General features: G+C 42.4%; 17 protein-coding genes. 3 read left to right on the top strand and 14 right to left on the bottom strand.

Annotated elements, in window-relative coordinates; translation table 11 throughout:
• Nucleotides 1-73: 73 nt before the first annotated feature.
• Together metE and BUF11_RS02175 are read right to left on the bottom strand one after the other, a co-directional pair.
• Nucleotides 74-2,338 carry a 5-methyltetrahydropteroyltriglutamate--homocysteine S-methyltransferase gene (gene metE / locus BUF11_RS02180; protein ID WP_073587153.1) on the bottom strand — a complete coding sequence of 755 codons (2,265 nt, stop codon included), beginning with the start codon at nucleotides 2,336-2,338 and terminating at the stop codon, nucleotides 74-76.
• A gap of 172 nt (nucleotides 2,339-2,510) precedes the next feature.
• On the bottom strand, nucleotides 2,511-3,425 hold the full coding sequence (locus BUF11_RS02175; protein ID WP_073587152.1) for a LysR family transcriptional regulator: 915 nt from the start codon (nucleotides 3,423-3,425) through the stop codon (nucleotides 2,511-2,513).
• A 483-nt stretch (nucleotides 3,426-3,908) separates the two neighbouring features.
• Here BUF11_RS02175 and BUF11_RS02170 point away from each other — a divergent pair, with 483 nt between their 5' ends.
• Nucleotides 3,909-5,324 (top strand): DUF512 domain-containing protein, encoded by a 1,416-nt coding sequence (locus tag BUF11_RS02170; protein ID WP_073587876.1) that lies wholly within the window; start codon nucleotides 3,909-3,911, stop codon nucleotides 5,322-5,324.
• A gap of 38 nt (nucleotides 5,325-5,362) precedes the next feature.
• Here BUF11_RS02170 and BUF11_RS02165 read toward each other — a convergent pair whose 3' ends face one another.
• The gene (locus BUF11_RS02165) at nucleotides 5,363-6,160 is read right to left on the bottom strand and encodes an aminoglycoside N(3)-acetyltransferase (protein ID WP_073587875.1); all 798 of its coding nucleotides are present in this window, start codon (nucleotides 6,158-6,160) and stop codon (nucleotides 5,363-5,365) included.
• A 210-nt stretch (nucleotides 6,161-6,370) separates the two neighbouring features.
• Between BUF11_RS02165 and BUF11_RS02160 the strand changes: the two genes are divergently transcribed.
• The gene (locus tag BUF11_RS02160; RefSeq protein WP_073587151.1) at nucleotides 6,371-7,222 is read left to right on the top strand and encodes a hypothetical protein; all 852 of its coding nucleotides are present in this window, start codon (nucleotides 6,371-6,373) and stop codon (nucleotides 7,220-7,222) included.
• 101 nt (nucleotides 7,223-7,323) lie between these two features.
• Here BUF11_RS02160 and BUF11_RS02155 read toward each other — a convergent pair whose 3' ends face one another.
• The 3 genes from BUF11_RS02155 to BUF11_RS02145 all read right to left on the bottom strand — a co-directional run bounded on the left by BUF11_RS02155 (nucleotide 7,324) and on the right by BUF11_RS02145 (nucleotide 11,731).
• Complete coding sequence (locus tag BUF11_RS02155) at nucleotides 7,324-9,381, bottom strand: SPFH domain-containing protein (protein ID WP_073587150.1); 2,058 nt, start codon at nucleotides 9,379-9,381, stop codon at nucleotides 7,324-7,326.
• A 143-nt stretch (nucleotides 9,382-9,524) separates the two neighbouring features.
• A complete protein-coding gene (locus BUF11_RS02150) occupies nucleotides 9,525-10,841 on the bottom strand; it encodes a 6-phospho-beta-glucosidase (protein WP_073587149.1) in 1,317 nt (438 codons plus the stop codon).
• On the bottom strand, nucleotides 10,838-11,731 hold the full coding sequence (locus tag BUF11_RS02145) for an ROK family protein (RefSeq protein WP_073587148.1): 894 nt from the start codon (nucleotides 11,729-11,731) through the stop codon (nucleotides 10,838-10,840). The genes BUF11_RS02150 and BUF11_RS02145 overlap by 4 nt, the downstream gene beginning before the upstream one ends.
• 325 nt (nucleotides 11,732-12,056) lie before the next feature.
• Here BUF11_RS02145 and BUF11_RS02135 point away from each other — a divergent pair, with 325 nt between their 5' ends.
• Entirely contained in the window at nucleotides 12,057-12,929 is an 873-nt protein-coding gene (locus BUF11_RS02135) for a MurR/RpiR family transcriptional regulator (RefSeq protein WP_073587146.1), read from the top strand.
• Here the strand turns inward: BUF11_RS02135 and BUF11_RS02130 are convergent, their stop codons facing one another.
• The 8 genes from BUF11_RS02130 to BUF11_RS02095 form a co-directional block, all read right to left on the bottom strand.
• Nucleotides 12,930-14,069 (bottom strand): exo-beta-N-acetylmuramidase NamZ family protein, encoded by a 1,140-nt coding sequence (locus BUF11_RS02130; protein WP_073587145.1) that lies wholly within the window; start codon nucleotides 14,067-14,069, stop codon nucleotides 12,930-12,932.
• A gap of 26 nt (nucleotides 14,070-14,095) precedes the next feature.
• The gene (locus tag BUF11_RS02125; protein WP_084558408.1) at nucleotides 14,096-15,022 is read right to left on the bottom strand and encodes a BadF/BadG/BcrA/BcrD ATPase family protein; all 927 of its coding nucleotides are present in this window, start codon (nucleotides 15,020-15,022) and stop codon (nucleotides 14,096-14,098) included.
• A 56-nt stretch (nucleotides 15,023-15,078) separates the two neighbouring features.
• Complete coding sequence (locus BUF11_RS02120) at nucleotides 15,079-16,632, bottom strand: glycoside hydrolase family 3 protein (protein ID WP_242952294.1); 1,554 nt, start codon at nucleotides 16,630-16,632, stop codon at nucleotides 15,079-15,081.
• Between the two features lie 64 nt (nucleotides 16,633-16,696).
• Nucleotides 16,697-17,398, bottom strand: a complete 702-nt coding sequence (locus BUF11_RS02115) for a PIG-L deacetylase family protein (protein WP_073587144.1) — start codon at nucleotides 17,396-17,398, stop codon at nucleotides 16,697-16,699.
• A gap of 34 nt (nucleotides 17,399-17,432) precedes the next feature.
• Nucleotides 17,433-18,410: a GNAT family N-acetyltransferase gene (locus BUF11_RS02110; RefSeq protein ID WP_242952293.1), complete on the bottom strand. Its 978-nt coding sequence runs from the start codon at nucleotides 18,408-18,410 to the stop codon at nucleotides 17,433-17,435.
• A 68-nt stretch (nucleotides 18,411-18,478) separates the two neighbouring features.
• Nucleotides 18,479-19,678 (bottom strand): anhydro-N-acetylmuramic acid kinase, encoded by a 1,200-nt coding sequence (locus tag BUF11_RS02105; protein ID WP_207665462.1) that lies wholly within the window; start codon nucleotides 19,676-19,678, stop codon nucleotides 18,479-18,481.
• A 30-nt stretch (nucleotides 19,679-19,708) separates the two neighbouring features.
• Nucleotides 19,709-20,572, bottom strand: coding sequence for a carbohydrate ABC transporter permease (locus BUF11_RS02100; protein WP_073587143.1), 864 nt, complete (start codon nucleotides 20,570-20,572; stop codon nucleotides 19,709-19,711).
• Nucleotides 20,573-20,586: 14 nt separating this feature from the next.
• A complete protein-coding gene (locus tag BUF11_RS02095) occupies nucleotides 20,587-21,501 on the bottom strand; it encodes a carbohydrate ABC transporter permease (RefSeq protein ID WP_073587142.1) in 915 nt (304 codons plus the stop codon).
• Between the last annotated feature and the right edge of the window lie 41 nt (nucleotides 21,502-21,542).

The raw sequence follows: 21,542 nt of genomic DNA, 5'->3' as shown, positions 1-21,542 counted from the left end.
TTGATATTCCTGAATATGTAGTTGAAAAAACTGGTTTTGTTTTTTCAACCTAACTCCTTTCGCGAATATCTAATCAGTTTCTTACAACTTTTGCTGCTTCCACCAGATTCTTAAGGCTGGCTATTGTCTCTGGTATTCCTCTTGTCTTCAAACCACAATCCGGGTTCACCCATAATTTATTCTTATCGATCTTTTCAAGCATTTTCAGCAATGCCTGGGTGATTTCTTCTACGGCCGGAACTCTTGGGGAGTGAATATCATATACCCCGGGCCCTACCTCTGTTTCGAACCCATTTGCCTTCAAAGCATCAATCAGGGTAAGCTTAGAGCGTGATGCTTCAAAGGAAATAACATCCGCATCCATATTATCAATATCCCTTATAATCTCTTCAAACTCACTGTAGCACATATGTGTATGAATCTGTGTCTCCGGTCTTACCCTGCTGTGGCAAAGACGGAATGCGGGAATCGCCCAGTCTAAGTACTCGCTGTACCATTCATTCTTCCTGATTGGAAGCTTTTCCTTTAGCGCAGCCTCATCAATCTGGACAATTCTGATTCCCGCTTTTTCCAAATCACACACCTCTTCGCGAATGGCAATTCCTATCTGATAGGCCATCTCCTGAAGGCTTATATCCTCTCTTGGAAATGACCAGTTGAGTATTGTAACAGGCCCGGTAAGCATTCCCTTTACCGGCCTCTTTGTAAGGCTCTGGGCGTATTCAGAGTATTTGACCGTAATTGGACTGATACGTTTTACATCACCAAAAATAATCGGAGGTTTCACACATCTTGTTCCGTAGGACTGTACCCAGGCTTTCTCTGTGAAAACATAACCTGCAAGATTTTCTCCAAAGAATTCCACCATATCATTACGTTCATATTCTCCATGTACCAGGACATCCAATCCTAATTTCTCCTGCTCTCTGATACACTCTTCTATAAATGCAAAGACCTGCCTGTCATAGGTTTCCCTATCAATTTCACCTTTCCGGTAACTGCTCCTGTTCTTTTTAACCTCCTGGGTTTGAGGGAAAGAACCGATAGTGGTGGTGGGAAGCAACGGAAGTCCAAACTTGGCTTTCTGAATCTGTTCCCGTTCTTTTCTGTCTGTTTTCCTTTTAAAATCAGCTTCTGAAAGTGCAGCTACCTTTTCCCGAACAGCTTTATCCTCATATAACCTCTCTGCATTAAAAATCACTTTGTTATTCTTATATTCTGAAAAAGCTTCAAAATCACTGCTGTCTGCAATGATGGAAAGTTCATGGAGTTCTAAAAGTTTTTCCTTGGCAAATGCAAAATGCTTCTTTACCTCACTCTTAAGGTTTGTCTCATTTTCAAGAGTATACGGAACATGAAGCAGGGAACAGGAGGTGGACAAAATCACATTCTGCGCGTATTTTTTGACTTTTGAAAACAAATCAAGTGTTTTTGCATAATCACATTTCCAGATATTCTTTCCGTTGACAAGTCCGGCAAAGAGAATTTTATCCTTCGGAAAACCGTTTTCTTTCAGCAGTTCCAAAGTCTTTTTTCCTTCCAGAAAGTCAAGGCCGGCTCCGTCAAATTCTAATGCCAGTACCTCCTTACAGCAATCCCTGATATCCCCGAAATATGTCTGTAACAGCACCTTTACATTATTTTTCTGTTTTAGAATTATCTTATACAGTGACACAAACAGCTCAATGTCTTCTTTTGATAAATCTGTTACCAGCGCAGGCTCATCAAACTGAACCCACTTTGTACCAAGTTCATTTAATTTAGCAAGGATTTGTATGTATGCCCTGGCTGTCTGCTCTGCAAAATCAAGAGCCGTTCTGCTGCCATTGTATTTTGCAAGCTTTAAAAAGGTAAATGCACCAATAATGACCGGTTTTGTTTCAATTCCTAAGGCCCTAGCCTCTTCATATTCTTCAAATGGTTTTTTGCCGGAAAGATGAATCTGTGACCCATCATTAAGTTCCGGCACCAGATAATGATAATTGGTATTAAACCATTTTTTCATTGCAAATGCTTTCACATCACCTTCTTTTCCCTGATATCCTCTTGCCATGGCAAAATAGGTGCCATGCTCATCCAGTCCCAACCTTTTGTATTCTTCCGGAATCACTCCCAGCAAAACAGTCATATCCAGCATACCGTCATAAAAAGAAAAATCATTGGATGATATATATTCAATTCCGGCATTTCGCTGCAATTCCCAATGTTCTTTCCTTAATTCTTTTGCTGTTTCCTCCAGGTTTTCTTTTGTTATCTCACCACGAAAATACTTTTCGGATGCAAACTTTAATTCTCTCAATTTTCCCACTCTCGGGAAACCTATTACTGCACTTTTCACGGTTAACCTCCAAATTAATGGTTCTTTCGAATATTCTTTCTGATAGTAGTATAAATTACATTTACAACCTTGAAAAATACAAATAAAAGTATGTTTGCTATAGTTTTAAGCTATAGCAAGCATACTTTTATATTTCAACGCTTTAAAAAACAGTTTAATCCTGTGTAATTCATCACTGGGAAGCACAATTTAGCACATGTCCTTTTAATGCCTCCATGTATGCCTTTCCATACCTGCTAAGAGGCATATTCTTCTGCTTTATTGTTCCCACACGCATAAACTCCTGTACCATCAGCGGCCTGGCAATGATGTTCTCACCGTTTAACTCTTTGCTGATCACTCCCGTACTGACGGTATATCCATTCAACCCCACCGCAAGATTAAAAAGTGTTGCCCTGTCTCTCACCTTAATATTTTTGTTGCGGTCAATGGTACTAAGAATCTCTTCCGAGAAATAAAAAGAATTATAATCTCCCTGCTCAAAAGAAAGGTACGGATACTCGTCCAATTCTTCCAACGTAATTACCTCTCTTTTGGCAAGAGGATGCTTTGAACTAATAAATACATGGGGTTTTGCCACAAAAAGCTCTTCAAATTCCAAACTATTTTGCTTTATGAGCTTCATAATGACTTCCTCATTCTTTGAAGAGGTATACAGAATTCCTATTTCGCTTTTCAGTCTGCTTACATCCTCGATAATCTCATAGGTCTGAGTCTCTCTAAGAGTAAAATCATATTGATCCCCGCCAAATTCACGGATCACATCGACAAAAGCATTTACTGCAAAGGAATAATGCTGTGCGGAGACTGAAAATCTCGGACTTTGTTTCTTCGCACTTAGAAACTTTTCTTCTAAGAGATTCGCCTGTTCAAGAACCTGTCTGGCATAGGAAAGAAACTCATCTCCAATATTTGATACTACTATCCCTTTATTGGTTCGGTTAAATATGGTAATCTGCATTTCATTTTCCAGTTCTTTAATAGCAGTGGTAAGGCTTGGCTGGGAAATAAATAATTCTTTTGCGGCATCGCTGATGGTTCCTTTTTCTGCCACTGTTACTACATATTTCAATTGCTGTAATGTCATTTATCGCCTTGCCTCCTTTACTTGTGCTTTTTACATTTATTCTATCATAACTTTTTTTCAAATTATATGCAACACAAAGCGGCTTTCATTTTCATGTCGTATTATATCCCTTATTTTGTCCAAACTCTGAAATGATTGTATGCTGCCATTTACAAACATATGCCGTATGTGTATAATAATCATGCGATTAGAAGCGGAGATTCTTGCTAAGAGACTACGCCGCTTCGTATAGTCAGGAAAACACTGTGTTGCTTATAGCTTTTAATAAAAGTCGAAAAATAGATTTTTTCAATCAAAGATTTGATCTTCACGAAAGAAGGAGTAGTGTGAAAAATAGAAAGCATTTTTCACTTTCTATTTAAGCAGTATCGCAAGCAAGCTTGCGATATGCATGGGGAGTAGTGTGAAATAAAAGACATTTCACACGCAAATTTGTGCCTGCGGCCCAAAGTTTGCAGGTACAGGAAAGGCATGGATATTAGAATGAAAAAGAAATCAAACGGACATCTGATAAAAACGGTAATGCCGGATTCTATCGCTGTGGAAATGGGAATAGAACCTGGCGATTATCTCATTGCTATCAATGAAGAAGAGATAGATGATGTATTTGATTATCAGTATCTTATCAAAGATGAATATATTGAAATTCTTATCAGAAAAAGCAACGGAGAAGAATGGATTCTTGAAATAGATAAGGAATATGACGAGGACCTGGGCATTGATTTTGAAAACGGCCTGATGAGTGATTACCGGTCCTGTCACAACAAATGTATTTTCTGTTTTATTGACCAGATGCCAGAGGGCATGCGTGAAACTCTATATTTTAAGGATGATGACTCAAGGCTGTCTTTCCTTCAGGGTAATTATATTACCTTAACGAATATGTCTGAAAAAGATATTAACCGGATAATCCGGTTCAATCTTGCTCCCATTAATATATCCGTTCAGACCACCAATCCCGAGCTGCGCTGCAAGATGCTTCACAACCGTTTTGCCGGACGAGCCTTAGAAAATCTTGATAAGCTGTATGAAGGCTGTATCGAAATGAATGGACAGATTGTATTATGCAAGCATGTCAATGACGGCCCGGAGCTTGAAAGGTCTATAAATGACCTGTCAAAATATCTTCCGTTTATGCGGAGTGTTTCCGTAGTACCTGCCGGAATCACAAAATACCGGAAAGGACTGTATCCGCTGGAGTTATTTAATAAAGAAGAGGCTGGTTTGGTAATCGACATGATTGAGTGCCATCAGCAGGAGTATTATGATAAATTCGGACTTCATTTCATTCATGCCAGTGATGAATTCTACATTACCGCTGAACGTGACTTCCCGGAGGAGGAGCGTTATGACGGTTATATACAGTTAGAGAACGGTGTTGGCATGATGAGACTCTTTATCAATGAATTTCATGAAGCATTGAAAAATACGATTGAATCGAAGGAGTACAAAAGCTTAAAGCTATCCCTGCACAGAAACCTTACAATGGCTACCGGAAAACTTGCCTATAAGACTGTCCGCTCCTTTTCCGAAGAAATCATGCAGGCATTTCCAGATATAAAGATAAACGTAGTATGCATCAGGAACGATTTCTTTGGTGAGACAATAACCGTGGCAGGACTGATTACAGGACAGGATCTCATGAAACAGCTAAAAGAATTAAAGGATAAGGGAACTGATTTAGGCGACTGTCTTCTCATTCCATCAAGCATGCTAAGAACCGGTGAAAATGTATTTCTTGATGATACCACCGCAGAAGAAGTAGAAAAAGAGCTTAACATAGAGCTCATTCCTACAGAATCCGGCGGACAGGAATTTTTAAATTCCATATTGAATAAAGACTACCGAATGAATAGAAATAATGAAAACTTTGTGTATGTAAAAGCCTATGAGGAATAATAGGTAAAAATGGGGCTGTTTGAAACAGCCCCTTGTTTTTATCTTCTGTTTTCTTCAATCCAGGCCGTTGCAAAATCAACAAGCTCCCTCTGGTTCATAGATTTTACGGCTGCATTGCCAATCAATGTTTCCTTTATCTGATGGCACTTTTCAAAGGCTTTCCCTATTTCTTCAAAGTCTTCACCGTCCACGTACAAGGTTTCATAAGTAACCCACTTTCTTTTTCCGTCTTCCAAAATGGCACTGCTCTCTTTGGAATTGTGTTTGGAAGGATAGGAAGCCTTGGCGTCTGCCAAATGAAGTGATGTATTCTTATCGTAACCTACTCCAATCAACAATACTTTCCCATCCAGCCTGTATAATTTATCAATGGGTGAACCTATACCGAAGATATTGCTTAAATCATGCTCCTTTGTAAGATATTCGGCATTCTTTCCGGCTGCTGCCACAGAGCGGGCAGGATGGTCACTTCTAAAAGCTCCCGGCCAGCTGCGAAACATCTCCGCAACCGCCCCCATTGTGTTAGTCGGAGTGATTCTCTTATCATAAGCCGGCCAGTTTTCCCGTATTGTCTGCCACCACTCTTTGGGTTCTTCCCAGTGAACGCCGGCTTTTGGATCAAGATTCTTCCAGGACTGGGTTGGCATCATTATGGTGCCGTCTGTCCCTACGGCTTCTAACAATGCCTCTATTACAATCTGGGGTCCTCCGCATACAAATCCCATCTGGCCCAATGATGTATGTACCATCACCGAATCTCCTTCTGTGATTCCAACCTTTCGAAGTCCTTCGATAATATCCTTCTTTAACACTAATTTCCTATCCTCTGTTTTCATAAACCCCTCCAAAACTCTTTGATTTCCTGTTAAAATGGTTTCTTTCATAAAGGAGTAAATTGCTCCTTTAATTAACTCCAATGGGCTTTATTTTACCATAAACTGTATTGTACTGCAAACAACATCCAAATTATTTTATTTATTGAAAAATGTAATATTATGGGATATAATGTTTTTTGATGGTCTAAATAAATATTACCAGGAAAGGGCATGGTTATTTATATGCTAATTAAAATTATTTCCGCAATAGTTACTTTTGCTTTCATTAATTTATTGGTATGGATATTTGTTACAAGACATGACAGAAACATTAATAAAACAAAGAAACAAAAAGAATTGAGTAAAGTAATTGATTTAACAGGGATGGAACAATTTTATATCACTGGGTTTCCTCTATTGGGTATCCTCATTATTGGCTGTATTGACTTCTTCTGGCTCCGAACTATCGAATGGCCGTATTCGTTTATGGAACATTTGAATGAGAGCGGATTGATACTTATATCGCTTATGGGAATATTAAGCTTTGGAACATATAAGTTTATTATGTGTATGAGTAAAAGAATATCTACATATGAAGAACCTAAAACAGTAAATAAGCGTGATAAAGAAAAACATATGGATGAAAGGGGCACGCTCATTTACAATCAATATTTACATTCCTGTTCTGCAGTGATTGTAATAATCGTTGCAACTTTGATGATTCTGTATTTAATATCACGCTGTGATACCTTCTTACAGTATGCTATAAAATGGGCGGCAATCCTAATTGGTAAATTTGTCTGGTTTGACCGAATTGATATAAACAGGCAGTTAATATCAAATGTAGCCAGCAGAATAGTAACTTTACCTATGTTAATTTACTGGTTGATTTTTATATTTGGAATGATAACCGGTATTATCGAAAGATCAATTTCTAACAATATACTAAGCAATGCTATTTCCGGATTTACTGCCGGTGGATTTGCATCAGTTGCCTTCTTGGGATTACTGGGGCTCCTGCTTTTGATATTTAAAGAGAAAATGCCAAGAAAGATTCTGTCTCTTTACAAAGTTATAGATTGAATCCCCGCCCCTCACACGAGGATTTTACGGGATTGAAGAAGGGGATACCGGCAACTTATCTTTTTAGTTGCCCGGTATCCCTTTACTTAACCATATCAATTTTATACTGTACCGCCGTTTTCCAGTTCTTTCTTTTCTGCGCCATTCTCTTGCGTTGCTGCATTCTTTTCAATCACTTCTTTTGCAGTCGCCGCATCGTCCATGTCTTCCTTCCAGGGCTTCTCTTTCTCTGCGGTATTGCCAACGGATACCCCCAGTTTCTCCATTGTGACAAACTTTAACAGGGTATCTATGATACTGCCTCCGTTTCCATCTCCAGCTCCCATATTCACTACGGTATTAGGCACAATGTCCACCGTGGCATTCTTGATGGCATCAGAGAGCTTATCGGTAATTTCCTGGATAACACGGAACTGTGCACCGCCGTAAGCCTTAACCTGTGCATCGATTGCTCTGGCCTTTGCCAGACCGACATTGCTTTCCTTTGACGCTTCCGCCTCACCTTCCAGAGTAATTCTGGAAGAATTCGCCTTGGCAAGAGCGATAATCTGGTTTGCTTCCTGCTCGGCCTTACTTGCTAACGCAGCACCGTTATTGCGCTCAATTTCAATCTGAATCTTGGATTTTGTCAGGTAGCTCTGCTGTTCTGCAACTGCCTGGGCTTCGCGCAGGGATTTCTCACTTTCTGCTGCAGATTGCTGCTTCTGGTAGGTGACCTTCTTTTCTTCTGCAATCTGCCTTTCCCTAAGCTGGGTAAGAATATTTTCAATCTGTATATCCGAAGTCGGTGATTTCGGCGTACCAATCAGTACTTCCTCCAACTGAAGGTTATATTTCTGGAATTTATCCATCATCTCTCCCAGTGCTCTTTCACGGATCTCACTTCGTTCCTGGATGAGTTCGATTAATGTCTTCGTCTGGGCAACATCCTTAAAATATGCACTTACCAGAGGGTCAAGAGACTGGTTGACTAACATGCTGATATCGCCGAAGCGCTGGATAACCCAGGGTGCCTGCTTGTAATCAATATGCATTACCACTGACAGGGGCAGGGACGGCTCAAAAGCATCCTTTGTAATAATATCCACCTCCGTCAGATTCTCATCATATTTGTGGGAACCAACTTCGGATTTATTCCATTTTAAAATAATATTGGTGGTAGGTACAAGAACCACCTTTCCTGCATCCGTATTAAAGGCATATTTGCCTGGCATCAGAGGTTTCTCCAGCACACCCTTGCAGCCAGCGCCAACCAGCTCCCCGTGCCTGTAATTGTCGCCGGTGGTATCCTTGCCTTCCTTCCCGAAGAAGGAAACTACAACTCCGACAAAGCCGATGGGAACGACAGTTTTCGAACGGAATTCCACCGTTGAAAACAAGCGGTTGATGTAGTAGGTACCGTCTGTTAAAACCTGAATCTGCTTACCTCGTCTGCCTCCCAGTTCCAGGAATTTTTCAGGGTCCTGAAAGCTGGCATGGGCTTCTCCCACATAAGGAGCGATAATTTCCCCTTCCTGAAGGGAAGGACCGTCATGTACCGTAACAATTCCCATCATATCGCTTGCATCTGAACTCTGTCCCATAATGATTACCGGACTGAAAGCATTGCGGTCCAAAAGTGTCTTCTGCATGGTGGTCAGCTCCATACGCTCATTCTTTGAGCTGTTAAAGACTGCCTTAATATCCGTGGGAGTAATAACAATAAACTGGGCCAGATTAATTGCGTAAGTACCCTCTCTTAAAATACCTCTTTGGGGACCTCTCTGACCGCCGTTTCTTAAAAATCCGGTTACATCCTGAAAATTATTTGCCTCCGGGATTACTTTGCCCAAAGTCTGAATCGGCTCTAAGGGTTTACCGTCACGGGCGAATATGTAAGCAATCTGTCCCTGGGGAATTGTAATCAGCGGATATTTGTGAACTTTATACATTAATGCCGTTTTAAAATGAATGCCACCACGAAGCAGCATGGGTGCATAACCAGCTTCACCATTTAATGCAATGATGGAATCCTTTAAGGACCCCTTAAAACTCCACCATTTTTCGACTACGGCTACCTGGTCCGAGGAAATGACCCTAAGACCGAGAATCACGAAAATCAAGAGGTAAAGAACGAGTACTGCGCCTAAAATTATGCATAATAACCAAACCAGTTCCATTTTAACGCCTTCCTTCTTTGTATTTTGCTGACAATATAACTCACACCCAATATACGCCGATTTTGTTTAAAATACAACTGGAAAATTATCATTGATTTGTTTTCCTTTATAAGGAGTTAATATCAGGCAGCAGATAGGCTTTCTTATTGCATTGTCTTCTTATAAAACTGCGGCAGATACTCCTTATGAGCTTCAAATAACTCATCCAGTACCGTGATGGCATGGCTCTGTGAGAAAACCAGCGGATTAATCATCATAGCCAGCAGCGCCTTATCATAATCACCGGTAACTGCTGCTTCGGCACCTGCTATCTCAAAGGACTTAATCTGTTGTATCAGTCCATTGACTGCTTTGGGAAGCTTTCCGACAGACACAGGGATAGGCCCGTTCTTTGTGATGATGCAGTTCATCTCCGCTACCTCGTCATATTCCAGCTCATTAAGTACTCCCCGGTTTACCGTATTCACCACCTGGATATCCCGGACATCATTATAAATCGAACAGATCAGGTTGCAGGCCGCATCACTGTAATAAGCCCCTCCGCGCTGCTCCAGCTGCTTGGGTTTTTCCTTCAGGTTTTCATCCTTATACAGCTCAAAAAGCTCTTCCTCAATCTTCTTTACCTTCTCTGCTCTTGTACCGTTTTCTTTGTAGTGCTCGATTGCCTCCTCCAAATATTCCTTTCCCATAAAATAATACCGGTGGTAGGAGCAGGGGATTACGCCCAGCTGCTTTAAGAATCCTTTGTTCCATTCAATTCCTTTGATATTCTTTACGCTTTGATTTCCCCAAAGGTCAATCACTTCATCTATTACATCCTTACCGTCAACGTATACTCCCGTCACAAATACCATATGATTAAGACCGCCAAAGGTAATATAAACCTCCTCCAGGGGACGGTTTAACATCCTGGCAATGGCTTTCTGCATATCAATCGGAACATTACATAAACCGACCGCTTTCTTTCTGCCGGAATAACGGCTAACTGCCTCCATTATCATGCCCACCGGATTTGTAAAGTTTATCAGCCATGCATCCTTGCATAATTCATCCATGTCCTTACAGATATCAAGGATGACAGGAATCGTGCGCAGTCCCTTGAATAATCCGCCGGCCCCATTGGTTTCCTGTCCCAGCATTCCATGGCTTAAGGGGATTCTTTCATCCTTTATCCTGGCTTCCAGCAGTCCCACCCGAAGCTGCGTGGTTACAAAATCGGCATCCTTTAAAGCCTCTCTTCGGTCCAGCGTCGTATATATCTTCATTGGTATTCCGGCTTTTTCTACCATTCGCCTGGCAAGATTTCCGACGATTTCCAGCTTATGCTTTCCTTCCTCAATATCAACCAGCCATAATTCACGTACCGGAAGCCTGTCATATCTTTTTATAAAGCCATCCACCAACTCCGGTGTATAGCTGGAGCCCCCGCCGATAGTTACAATTTTAATCCCTTCGCTCATTTAGAACACCTTTCCTTTCCACTATTTTCATATTGTTCCATAAAATTAATCAGGGCACCAATCTTACCGGCATTATTACCCAGCCTGCAGGCCTCGATTGTCACATACTCTTTAAGATGCTTAAAGATATGATATACTCTGCTTTGTAAATCCGTAATAAAGCTCTCTCTGGTACTGATTCCGCCTCCGATAATTACCTTCTCCGGATCAAAGCTCACGGCTATATTTCCGATTACCATTGCCAGATCCTCAAGCCATTCCTCATAGATTTCCTTTACTCTCATATCCTCCAGATGGTCAAATACATAATTGCCGTCCACACTCTGACCCAACAGGTCAGACACCCGCTTTGCCAGTACTGCGGTAGCGGATGCCGCCTTATAATCATATGCCCGATTATGACCTTCGCGCCCGATTATGGTAAATCCGAATTCACCAGCCTTAAAGTTCCTGCCACGCAGCAATTGACGATTATGGATAATTGCTCCGCCGATTCCCGTACCCAGAGTTACCATGCAAAAATCCGAACAATTCCTTCCGGCACCAAGCTGCATTTCTGCCAGAGCCGCACAATTGCTGTCATTTTCGATTGCCACGCGAAGTCCTGTATGTTTCACTAATTCTTCTTTCAAATTATAGGCTTTAAAATTATTCCCTACACTATAATCGGAATTATGCCCGGTCACCGGATTGATAAAGCCTCCGATGCTTATGGCAACACCGTCTGCTTCAGCCTTTCTCTCATTGATTATTTGTATCAGCTGATTTAAAAACCGTTCCGGATTCTTTTCCGTCGGCAGCACCAGAGGATTTTCTTCGCAAAATTCATTATTCATAAGCCCGTATTTAATAAATGTACCCCCAATATCCATCGAGATATAGTTACTCATAACTTAGAACTCCTTTTTCGTAATTTTTCCCGTCTGCCTCGCAGTGGCAGCTTCTTCTATGGAAACCACACGGCGAACGCATGAAAGAACCGATTGTAAATAGCCAGATAATTTTGGCATAATTTCACCTGTCAGGAACAGTTGCTGGTGTTTTAGTGGAATTTGGACCGCTGAACAAGAAAATGGAAAAATATAAGCCAAAATCATCGTCAGTTTTCCAAAATCTCTTTCATGCATTCGTCATGGCGGGAACCAAAGACCTTGTTGTAACAAAACCCATATTAATGTATAATAATAACATAAAACCTACGGAGGCAAGGTAAACATGACTACTGTCGAGATAAGAACCAAAAATATGTATTCCCAATTAAATAAAACCGAGAAAAAGGTAGCTGATTATATTCTTCAAAATATAGACAATATATTTCGTTACCCCTTGGCCGAATTGGCAAATCTCTCCGGTACAAGCCAGGGAGCCTGGGTCCGTTTCTGCAAATCCATCGGCTTTGACGGAATGAAGGATTTGAAAAAGTCTCTTTTTGTTGAACTGAATGAGACCATAACAGAAAACGAGAATTCCACTCCACAGCTGCAGTTTACCGATATCAAGGATCATTCCACCTATATATCCATGGCTGAAAATGTGTGCCTTAGCAGCATTCAGGCAATTGACGCCACCTTAAAACTATTTGATGAAGTTATGTTATCAGGTATCGTTGACAAAATAATAAATGCAAAAGCCATCCGTATCTTTGGCGTCGGTGCTTCCGGCCTGGTTGCCGACGATTTATATTATAAACTGCTGCGCATCGGATATAATGTTTCCTACTGCCATGATTCCCATATCAGCCTCACCTATGCCTCTACAATAACAGCCGGAGACGTTGCTATCTTCATCTCCTATACCGGCGAAACAAAAGAAATTCTGGAGACCCTGGATATCGCGAAGAAAAACGGTGCCATTACCCTGGCAATCACGAAGTATGGGAAAAGCAGCCTGGCACAATCCGTCGATTATGTACTTTACACCAGTTCGCCGGAGATTTATAAAAGAAGCGGTGCCATGAGCTCAAGAATAGCCCAGCTTATTATCGCCGATATTCTCTTTACCGCTATTGCAAACAGGGATTATACGAATGTGACCGGTATGCTGGAAAGCAGCTATCAGGCAACTCATTCCCACCGCAACGACAGCTGATTAATACAAATGGTATTTTTGTTTTCTCTTTGCAAATTCTTCTGCTTCCACTGCCCACATTTCATATACTTCCTTAGCAGAAAAGTCATGTGTCCGGATAAAATCATCTCCGGTATTATAGTCAATCATCGGCTTTCCGGAGGATGAATAGGGTGCGTTATAGGAGAATTTTTCACCGGATAACCTTTTTATTTCCTCTAAAAGGTGCAGCCCTGTTTCTACCGCACAAAAGCTCTTCCTGTCGGTCACATGCAGCTGCACTCCCCGGCAAAGCGCACCGACATGCTTTGAAAAGGTCGGAGTAAAGTAGACCGGCCGGAATAATATACCTGCAAGCCCCTTCTTATTCATGTTCTCCGCCAATGTCTCTGCTTCCAGCCATGGTGCTCCTGCAATTTCAAAGGGCTTTGCCGTTCCCCTTCCTTCCGAAATATTAGTTCCTTCCAAAATACAGGTACTGTTATATACAACTGCCGTTTCTACCGTAGGCATATTCGGAGACGGCATAATCCAGGGAAGTCCCGTGTCTTCATAATACATAGTTCTCTCCCACCCTGTCATCGGAATTACCTTTAAATCACAGGAAATGTGAAACTCCTGGTTAAATAAAAGTGCAGCTTCCCCTATGGTCAAGCCGTATCTGTAAGGGATGGGATGCAAACCGACAAAAGAAGTAAAGCCTGGCTTAACAAGATTGCCCTCCACCTTGCTGCCCCCGATAGGATTGGGACGGTCAAAGACAAGGAAGGTCTTTTTATAATCCGCACAGCTCTGCATGCAATAGGACATGGTATACAGATAGGTATATAGCCTTGAGCCCACATCCTGAATATCAAAGGCCAGGACATCGATATCCTTTAACATCTCCTCCGAAGGCTTCTTATTCTTCCCATACAATGAAAAAACAGGCAGACTGGTTTTCTCATCAACATAAAAGTTAACCATATCACCTGCCTGTATATCCCCTCTGACGCCGTGCTCTGGGGAAAACAACCGTACTAAAGCTGTTTTTTCTTTTAGTATATCAATTGTGCTTCTTAAGCTTAAATCTACCCCGGTTGGATTTGTAATCAATCCAACCCTTTTTCCTTTAAGAAAGTCCGCCCATTCCCCGGTATTTTCTATTCCTGTCCTTACCATACTTAAAAATCGCCTCCAATCTGAATTTAAGCCGTCCTGTTATTCTCCCATAGCTTAAGGGCCAGCAGCACTGCGCCGTATACTGCCGTTTTTTTTGCTTTCGTTACTGTAATCCCCGGGTAAGCTTTTTGCATACTCACACAGAATTTATCATAGATTAACGCATTATGAAGCAATACGCTCCCTGAGACTGCCAGGACCGGCGCTTCTTTCCACTGTCCGACTACCGGTGCAGCTAATTCCACCAGATCAGATACACAACCCTCGATAATCCTTTCCGCTGCCGCATCCTCGCATTCCGCCGCTTTTTCGATTAAAACAGAAAGCTCCGCAATTTCCTTTTTATTGCGGTTTGGCGCATAAACATAGGAGATTAGTTCTTCTATCCTGCTAATGTTTAAGTATTCAAAGACCAGCTGCTTTAACAGGGTCGGCCTCCTTCGTCCATCACTGGACTTTACAACGGCTGAAAGGATCTCTCTTGCAATTGCATAGCCGCTTCCGACATCATCGATTAAATGCCCATAGCCACCGGTGCGGCAGGAATTTCCCTCTTTATCCTTTCCCAAACAGATGGAGCCGGTACCGGATATGAGTATGATTCCTTCCTGGTTTTCTAAAGCACCGGCAAAGGCCGTATCAACATCACCCACGAGGCTGACCGGACACAGGTATCCTGCCTTTCTGATATTATCCAGCAGTTGTTCTTTTACGGTCAGATTACTGATGCCGGCAGCTCCCACACAAATTGCAGCACACCCTTGTGCCTGAAAGCCCTTCTCTGTGATTATATGAAAGATGCTCTGCAGGTTGGAATCAATAAATTCCTTACTGCTTCCGTTATAATTCATCGTCCCACCGGTGAACTCCTCTAGTATCTTTCCATTGGTATCCGCAAGCAAGACGGCGGTCTTTGTTCCTCCGCCGTCCATTCCGATTACATATCTTTCCACTGTCTGTCCCTCCTGAATTCAAGGCTAGTGTGCTGGCACGCAGACTAGTACTCTGTCTATTTTAAAGTTACCGGAAGCTTCCCCGATGCTTTATGCTGTTTTCTTATAACCTTTTCCAAGGCATCGAATACAACTGTATTATATTCAAATGCTGCCAGCTTATGGATTTTGTCATCCAGCAGGGAAAAATCATAAGGGTTTCTTAAGGTAACTGCCAGCAGTTCTTTCCCTTCCCGGCTGATTTTATTAGCCAGATCAATCTGTCCCCTGTTCAGATGTCCATTGTATAAGCCATAGATTACAAAGGATGCATCTTTTAGCTGTGACATTGCTGCCGTAATCTCATCCTCGCCCGGATTCACCGGAAGTTCAAGATATCTGCAGCCGAACTTTTCAGCCATATATTTTGCAAAATGCAGTTCCATATCCACCGAGCTGCTGGCAAGGGTAGACCGGTAGGCATAACTGCCAATCACAACTGTATCCTTCGTGACCTCCGGCAATTCCATCGGCGATACCTTGGTTATGCCCGCTAACGCCATCTTAGCAACAGCCTCCTTTTGCTCCGTACTGCCAATACAGGAGGTGTCCTTTCGTGCAGGTTCAATCCGGTACTTCTCTTTCCATTTTAATAGGTTGCTTACCGCCCGGTCAATGTATTCTACCGGAATCTCACCGGCTGCAACTGCCTCTTCAATTTTCTGAATTGCTTCCTTAACCAGTTCCGGCGTATGGGAAATACAGAGCAGCTCCGCTCCTGCCTTCACTGCTTCCACTGCCCCTTCGGCCGTACCGTAGAAAGACTGGATTGCTCCCATTTCCAGACAATCTGTAATAATGATTCCCTGAAAGCCTAATTGTTCCCTTAGAAGGCCGGTTAATATTGCCTTTGACATGGTTGCCGGCTTCTTTTCCTTCTCCAGCTTCGGAAAAAGAATATGCGAGGTCATAACACAAGGTGCCCCGTGCTTAATTGCACTTAAGAAAGGAATCAGTTCATGATCCATTAATTCAGCTAAGTCTTTTTCAACCACCGGAAGACCCATATGGGAATCCACTGCCGTATTGCCATGTCCCGGGAAGTGCTTTACTGCAGGCATAACTCCTTCGGACAACAGCCCCTTCATCATATTGATTCCATAACGTTCCACCCGGTATGGATCGTTCGAATAGGATCTGACACCAATGACGGGATTATCCGGGTTGGAATTTACATCCAGGACCGGAGCCAGATTTACGTTGATTCCCAGTTTTTTTAATTGTGTCCCTGTAATCACCCCTGCCTGATAGGCATATTCCTCTTTACCGGCGGCTGCAATCAGCATTGCTCCCGGTACGTTGCACGCTCCCTTGGGAAGGCGGGTGACCACTCCGCCTTCCTGGTCTACGGCAATAAATGCAGGATGACCGGTACTTTGCTCAATTCTTAAGTGCAAGTCCATGCATGTATCTTGTACCTGCCCTACAGAGCAAAGATTATAGGAGAATAGAATAATATTGGCTACCTTATATTCTTCAATTAATTCAATCAGTTCCGGTGTAATATCGGCAGTCGGAAATCCTGTCATAATCATCTGTCCGATTTTATCCCTAAGCTTCCATTCCTTCACGTTAATTTCCTCCCTAACGGACATTTGGCCGTGAGGCCACTCAATGCCGGATGTGAAATGGTTTTTATAAGCCTTCCCGGATAACACGGTAGGTTTCCGCAGGGATCATAAAGCATTCCGCTCTTCCCTTTCTGGCTTCTATTCCTCTGACTCTGCTTAAATGATCGTAATACTCCAGGTAAGGAAAGGAGGTACTGCCCGTCACAAACCAATGGGCAGCAACTGCCTTCTTCCATAATTCATACCCCTCTGTAGTATCAACAAACAGATAAGGCTTAAAATCCACTGCATCCTCCCAGTTTTCCGCATAGTAAAAGCGTCCTGCAAAATGCGGCGGATTTTCTCTTATAAAACCCGGCAGGGAAGCATAAAAACGGGCATCATTTACGATTTTATGTGTATTATTGTGATCCTTATGCATGGAGCTCTTGTAATGTGTAATCAGAATATCCGGTTTAACCTTACGGATTACATCACATACCTGAAAACGTACCTCATCATTATCCGACAATTCACCGTCGGGATAATCGAATACAATTGCCTCTCCGTTTAACATTTCTGCAAAGGTCTCTGCCTCCTGTACCTTCTGCTTTCTATAATCTGCAATGTCTCTTCCTGCCGGGGCTCCCTTTTCACCTGCCGTTAACGCCAGAGTTACGATGTGTGCCCCTTCCAGAGCATGCTTTGCTAAAGCCATTCCGGCTGTAAGCTCCATATCTCCGATGTGTCCGCCTACTGCCAATATAGTTAATTTTCCGTCATTCATAGTTTCCTCCATTCTGCTGCTTTTTGCAGCCTGATTAAAGCATCTTTCTCATAACAGCAAATTCCTGTACGGTTCGAAAGCCCGCCTGGCTGTATATCCGGGCCGCCGGATTTTCTGCACCGGTATATAATGACATATACGATGCCTGAACCTTCTTCTCTTCTTCACATAGCTTATAAAATAAAACGGTCCCCAGCCCGTGTCCCTCATGCTCCTTCACAACGCCAATACCGGTAAAATATCCCCGTCCGTTTTTCTGCCGGATCATAGGGCCAGCAAATCCTACTACCTCTCCATCCTTGGCAGCAACCAGTACAGGCGTCCCTTCTTTCGTACACTGAGTGATTTCCCTTTCCCACAATGGATTTTCCAGTTTTTTAAGCATCTGCTCCACATTGCGGTGTCTGGTTTTATCAAACAGAGCAACCTCATAGCCTTCCTTGGCTGCTTTTTCTTGCTTTTCTACAATTGTCCGGGGAATATCAAACTCCTTAAGATTTAAATACATTGCCTGTTCTGTCGTACGCAAAATATATCCGTTCTGCAAAAGCTCGTCATAAAACCTGCTGTCTTTAAAAACACCCGGCGCATTATTATGCTCATGACGATCCGTATCCTTGATGTACCAGGGCAGCAGCATCGGATTGAAGAACAAAACTTCCGATTGGGTTTTGCCAGCCTTTTGAAAGGTTTCCTCCAGCAGTTTTAGCAGCTGTTCATAATTCTCTGTATTCTCTGCATCCTCCCGCAATATGACACAGGTAATGTAACCGCTGGTTTTACCCAGGGGAAGATCTTCTCCCATACATCCGCAGGCAAACCCGGTGATACTGTCATTCTTTCGCATAACAAAGGCCTGTTCTGCATTAAAATATTTATTACCAGTGAAAATTCTCGAAAATGAGTCCGTATCCAATTCCTTATACCCCGTCTTTACGGCTGCCGTATTCCAGAGTTTTAAGATACCGTCCCTATATTCCTCTTTATACGTATCTATCATGGTATTATTCACAGGCTGCTCCCCTTAATGCACCCTGGCTCCTTTCCCTAAGTTATGCCAAACTTTCCAAAATCCGCTGCTTATAAGGATATCTTTCCCATCACCACCGGCCTGTTCGCACCTGTAACGGAAGGGATGGTATTGCATCTGCCCTGCATCGTACAATCCGCCAACAGGGCAAAGGCAATTGCCTCCTTTGCATCACTGTTAAATCCCAGGTCCTCCTGGAGTAACACTTCTACATTGTACTGATTTAATCTTTTCCGTATTCTGTCCACCAATATACCATTGTAACTGCCTCCGCCCCCAATCAGCAATTGATCTGCGGGATGGTGCGGCAGGATATATCTCTGATAAGAATCTTCTATCGCCCATGCCGTAAAATCTGTTACTGTTGCCATAGCATCTTCAAGGGATATATTGTAATCGTGAATGGTATCATACAGCCGGTTTATATAAGTATCTCCAAACAGCTCCCTGCCGGTGGATTTCGGAGGTTTTTCATTAAAATAATCATGGCTGCACAGCTCCTTTAATAAGGAAGTATGTATCTTTCCGCCGGCTGCAATACGGCCGCCTTCATCCATCTTTTTCTTTCCACCGGTAAAACGGGACATCAGTCCATCGATAATCATGTTTCCGGGTCCGGTATCAAAAGCATACACCTCACCGGCGCCACAGTCCGCCGGCAATACGGTAATATTTCCAATGCCGCCGATATTCTGAAGTAATATTGTTTTGCTATCACTTCTGTATAGCAGATACTCCGTAAAGGGAACGAGGGGTGCTCCCTGACCTCCGGCTGCCATGTCCGCCACGCGAAAATCACTGACACAGGGAATGCCGGTCCGGTTTGCGATTACCGCACCTTCCCCGATTTGTACGGTATACCGGATTGGATAGCCATCTTCCCTGCAGATTTGCGGATGATGATAAATGGTCTGCCCATGGGAACCGATGCAGTCTATCTCTGCCATCTCAAGCCCTGCCTTCTTTACAACAGAAACTGCCGCCTGTGCATAAAGCTCACCTAAGAGCACATTCATATAACCAACCTTATCCACGGCAGCATGCCCGGTATCAAATAAATCAAATATTTTGGCTCTGATTTCCTCCGGGAAGGGTTTATTCTCAAATTCCAGCAAATTCACCTTTCCGTCATAAGGATCACCGGTGATTTCCACCAGGGCAGCGTCAATTCCGTCCACGGAAGTTCCTGACATCAGTCCGACCACTTTTCTGATTTCTTTTCTCTTAAATAATTCCATTTTAACCGCCATTCCTTCCTCTATACGCCTCAAGTTTAAATCTTAACCTTTTACCGCACCGACCGTAACGCCTTCCAGGAAATATTTCTGCAAAGCAAAGAACAGGATAAACATTGGTAATGCCGATATCGTTGCTCCGGCCATCATGGGCGAAAAATAGGTAGTATTTGCAAAACTGAAGTTTTTAAGGCCTACCTGAATTGTCTGCATCTGCTCTGTCTTGGTAACAAGGAAAGGCCAGAAGAAGGTATTCCAGTTATTCATAAAGGTATTGATTGCCATAACCGCCATAACGGTCTTCGATAAGGGCATAATAATCTTAGTCAGCAGCTTGAACTGGCTGCAGCCTTCTATCTTTGAAGCCTCAATAATCTCCGTCGGCAGCGAGCCGATAAACTGCTTTGCCAGGAATACATTATAGGCAGATACCAGTCCGGGAGCAATTAATGCTGAATAGCTATTATCCATCTTCAGCACATTTACTATCAGGATATACAGAGGAACCTGGGTTACCTGATAGGGTATCATCATTGAAACCAGTAAGACAGAAAATAAAACTTTGTTTCCGGGAAAACGGAGCTTGCTGAATGCATATCCTGCAGCGGTAGCAAAGATAACATTCGATGCCGTGACTGCTCCTGCTACGACAAAGGAGTTAAAAATCCAACGGAAAGAATATTTACTGTATTCAAAGAAAAACTGATAAGATGCAATTGTAGGTTTTTTCATAATTAAAGAGTAACTGGCTGCGCCTGATTCCACCGGAGCCCCAAAGGATGACATAATCATGTAATAGATTGGGAACAGGGTAGCCAATACTAAAATAACCAGCAGAAGCATAATACTGCCATTGCGGAAGTATTGCTTGCCTTTTTCATTTTTACTGTAATTTTTATATAGAGCCATCGGTATCCGCCTTTCTAATATTCCACATTATCGCCAGTCAATTTAAATTGTATAAATGTAAATATACCTATAATAGCTGTTAAAACCAGTGCCTGTGCCGATGCCTGACCATATTCAAAATATTTGAAGGCATTATTGAAAATCAGAAGGCCGACCATGGTCGTTTTATTATCCGGTCCGCCGCCGGTCATCAAAAAGGCGTTCTGGAATACCTGAAATGAACCGATTACACTGGTGATTAATAGGAATACCGTGGTAGGCTTTACAAGCGGAAGAACGATATACCTTAACTTTTGAAAGAAGGTAGCTCCGTCAATATCTGCAGATTCGTAATAGGAATTATCAATGCCAAGCAGTGCTGCAATGTAAATAATAATTGTGGTTCCATGGCTGGACAGCATAGCCATAAAAATCAGAGAAAACATTGCTGTACTTGAACTTCCCAGCCAATTCTGATTATCCACTCCAAAAAATAAAACCAATCTATTAAGTAAACCTGACGGCAACGGGTCATAAATCCACTTCCACACAAAGGAAAGGGCTACACCGGATGCAATTGCAGGCAGATAGTAGGCAGCTTTAAAAAAATTCTGTTTTCTTTTTGTCAGGGGTACAATTAATATTGATATAACAAAAGAAATCATCATGGAAAGCGGTACGGTAATACCAGTATAAACGGCCGTATTCACCAATGATTGATAAAACAAGGAACTTTTAAAGGTTTTTGTATAATTGTCCAGGCCAACCCATTCTGTTTTCAGCGGCTTGAACTTCTGAAAGCTGATAATAAATGCATCGATTATGGGATATAGGGTAAAGAGTGCAAATACCAAAAAAGGAGCCAGAATAAAAATATATCCCCAGATGCTTTCATTCGTTAACCTTCTCTTTTTTCTTGTGTGTAATGATGTATTTTTGACTTTATTCATAGCATCCTCCGATTAACAAAGCTGCTGCAAAATTTTTACCC

The sequence above is a fragment of the Anaerocolumna xylanovorans DSM 12503 genome (assembly GCF_900143645.1).
GTDB lineage: Bacteria > Bacillota > Clostridia > Lachnospirales > Lachnospiraceae > Anaerocolumna > Anaerocolumna xylanovorans.
Note: the sequence above shows the minus strand (reverse complement) of the source record. Positions and strands in the feature narration are given on the sequence as shown.

Excerpts from the sequence above, each read along its gene's own strand:
- BUF11_RS02105 (WP_207665462.1), bottom strand. The coding sequence starts at position 19,678 with ATGGCGGTTAAAATGGAATTATTTAAGAGAAAAGAAATCAGAAAAGTG.
- BUF11_RS02145 (WP_073587148.1), bottom strand. The coding sequence starts at position 11,731 with ATGAGTAACTATATCTCGATGGATATTGGGGGTACATTTATTAAATAC.
- BUF11_RS02165 (WP_073587875.1), bottom strand. The coding sequence starts at position 6,160 with ATGAAAACAGAGGATAGGAAATTAGTGTTAAAGAAGGATATTATCGAA.
- BUF11_RS02150 (WP_073587149.1), bottom strand. The coding sequence starts at position 10,841 with ATGAGCGAAGGGATTAAAATTGTAACTATCGGCGGGGGCTCCAGCTAT.
- BUF11_RS02100 (WP_073587143.1), bottom strand. The coding sequence starts at position 20,572 with ATGGCTCTATATAAAAATTACAGTAAAAATGAAAAAGGCAAGCAATAC.
- BUF11_RS02170 (WP_073587876.1), top strand. The coding sequence starts at position 3,909 with ATGAAAAAGAAATCAAACGGACATCTGATAAAAACGGTAATGCCGGAT.
- BUF11_RS02115 (WP_073587144.1), bottom strand. The coding sequence starts at position 17,398 with ATGAATGACGGAAAATTAACTATATTGGCAGTAGGCGGACACATCGGA.
- BUF11_RS02130 (WP_073587145.1), bottom strand. The coding sequence starts at position 14,069 with ATGGTAAGGACAGGAATAGAAAATACCGGGGAATGGGCGGACTTTCTT.
- BUF11_RS02160 (WP_073587151.1), top strand. The coding sequence starts at position 6,371 with ATGGTTATTTATATGCTAATTAAAATTATTTCCGCAATAGTTACTTTT.
- BUF11_RS02095 (WP_073587142.1), bottom strand. The coding sequence starts at position 21,501 with ATGAATAAAGTCAAAAATACATCATTACACACAAGAAAAAAGAGAAGG.
- BUF11_RS02135 (WP_073587146.1), top strand. The coding sequence starts at position 12,057 with ATGACTACTGTCGAGATAAGAACCAAAAATATGTATTCCCAATTAAAT.
- BUF11_RS02175 (WP_073587152.1), bottom strand. The coding sequence starts at position 3,425 with ATGACATTACAGCAATTGAAATATGTAGTAACAGTGGCAGAAAAAGGA.
- BUF11_RS02155 (WP_073587150.1), bottom strand. The coding sequence starts at position 9,381 with ATGGAACTGGTTTGGTTATTATGCATAATTTTAGGCGCAGTACTCGTT.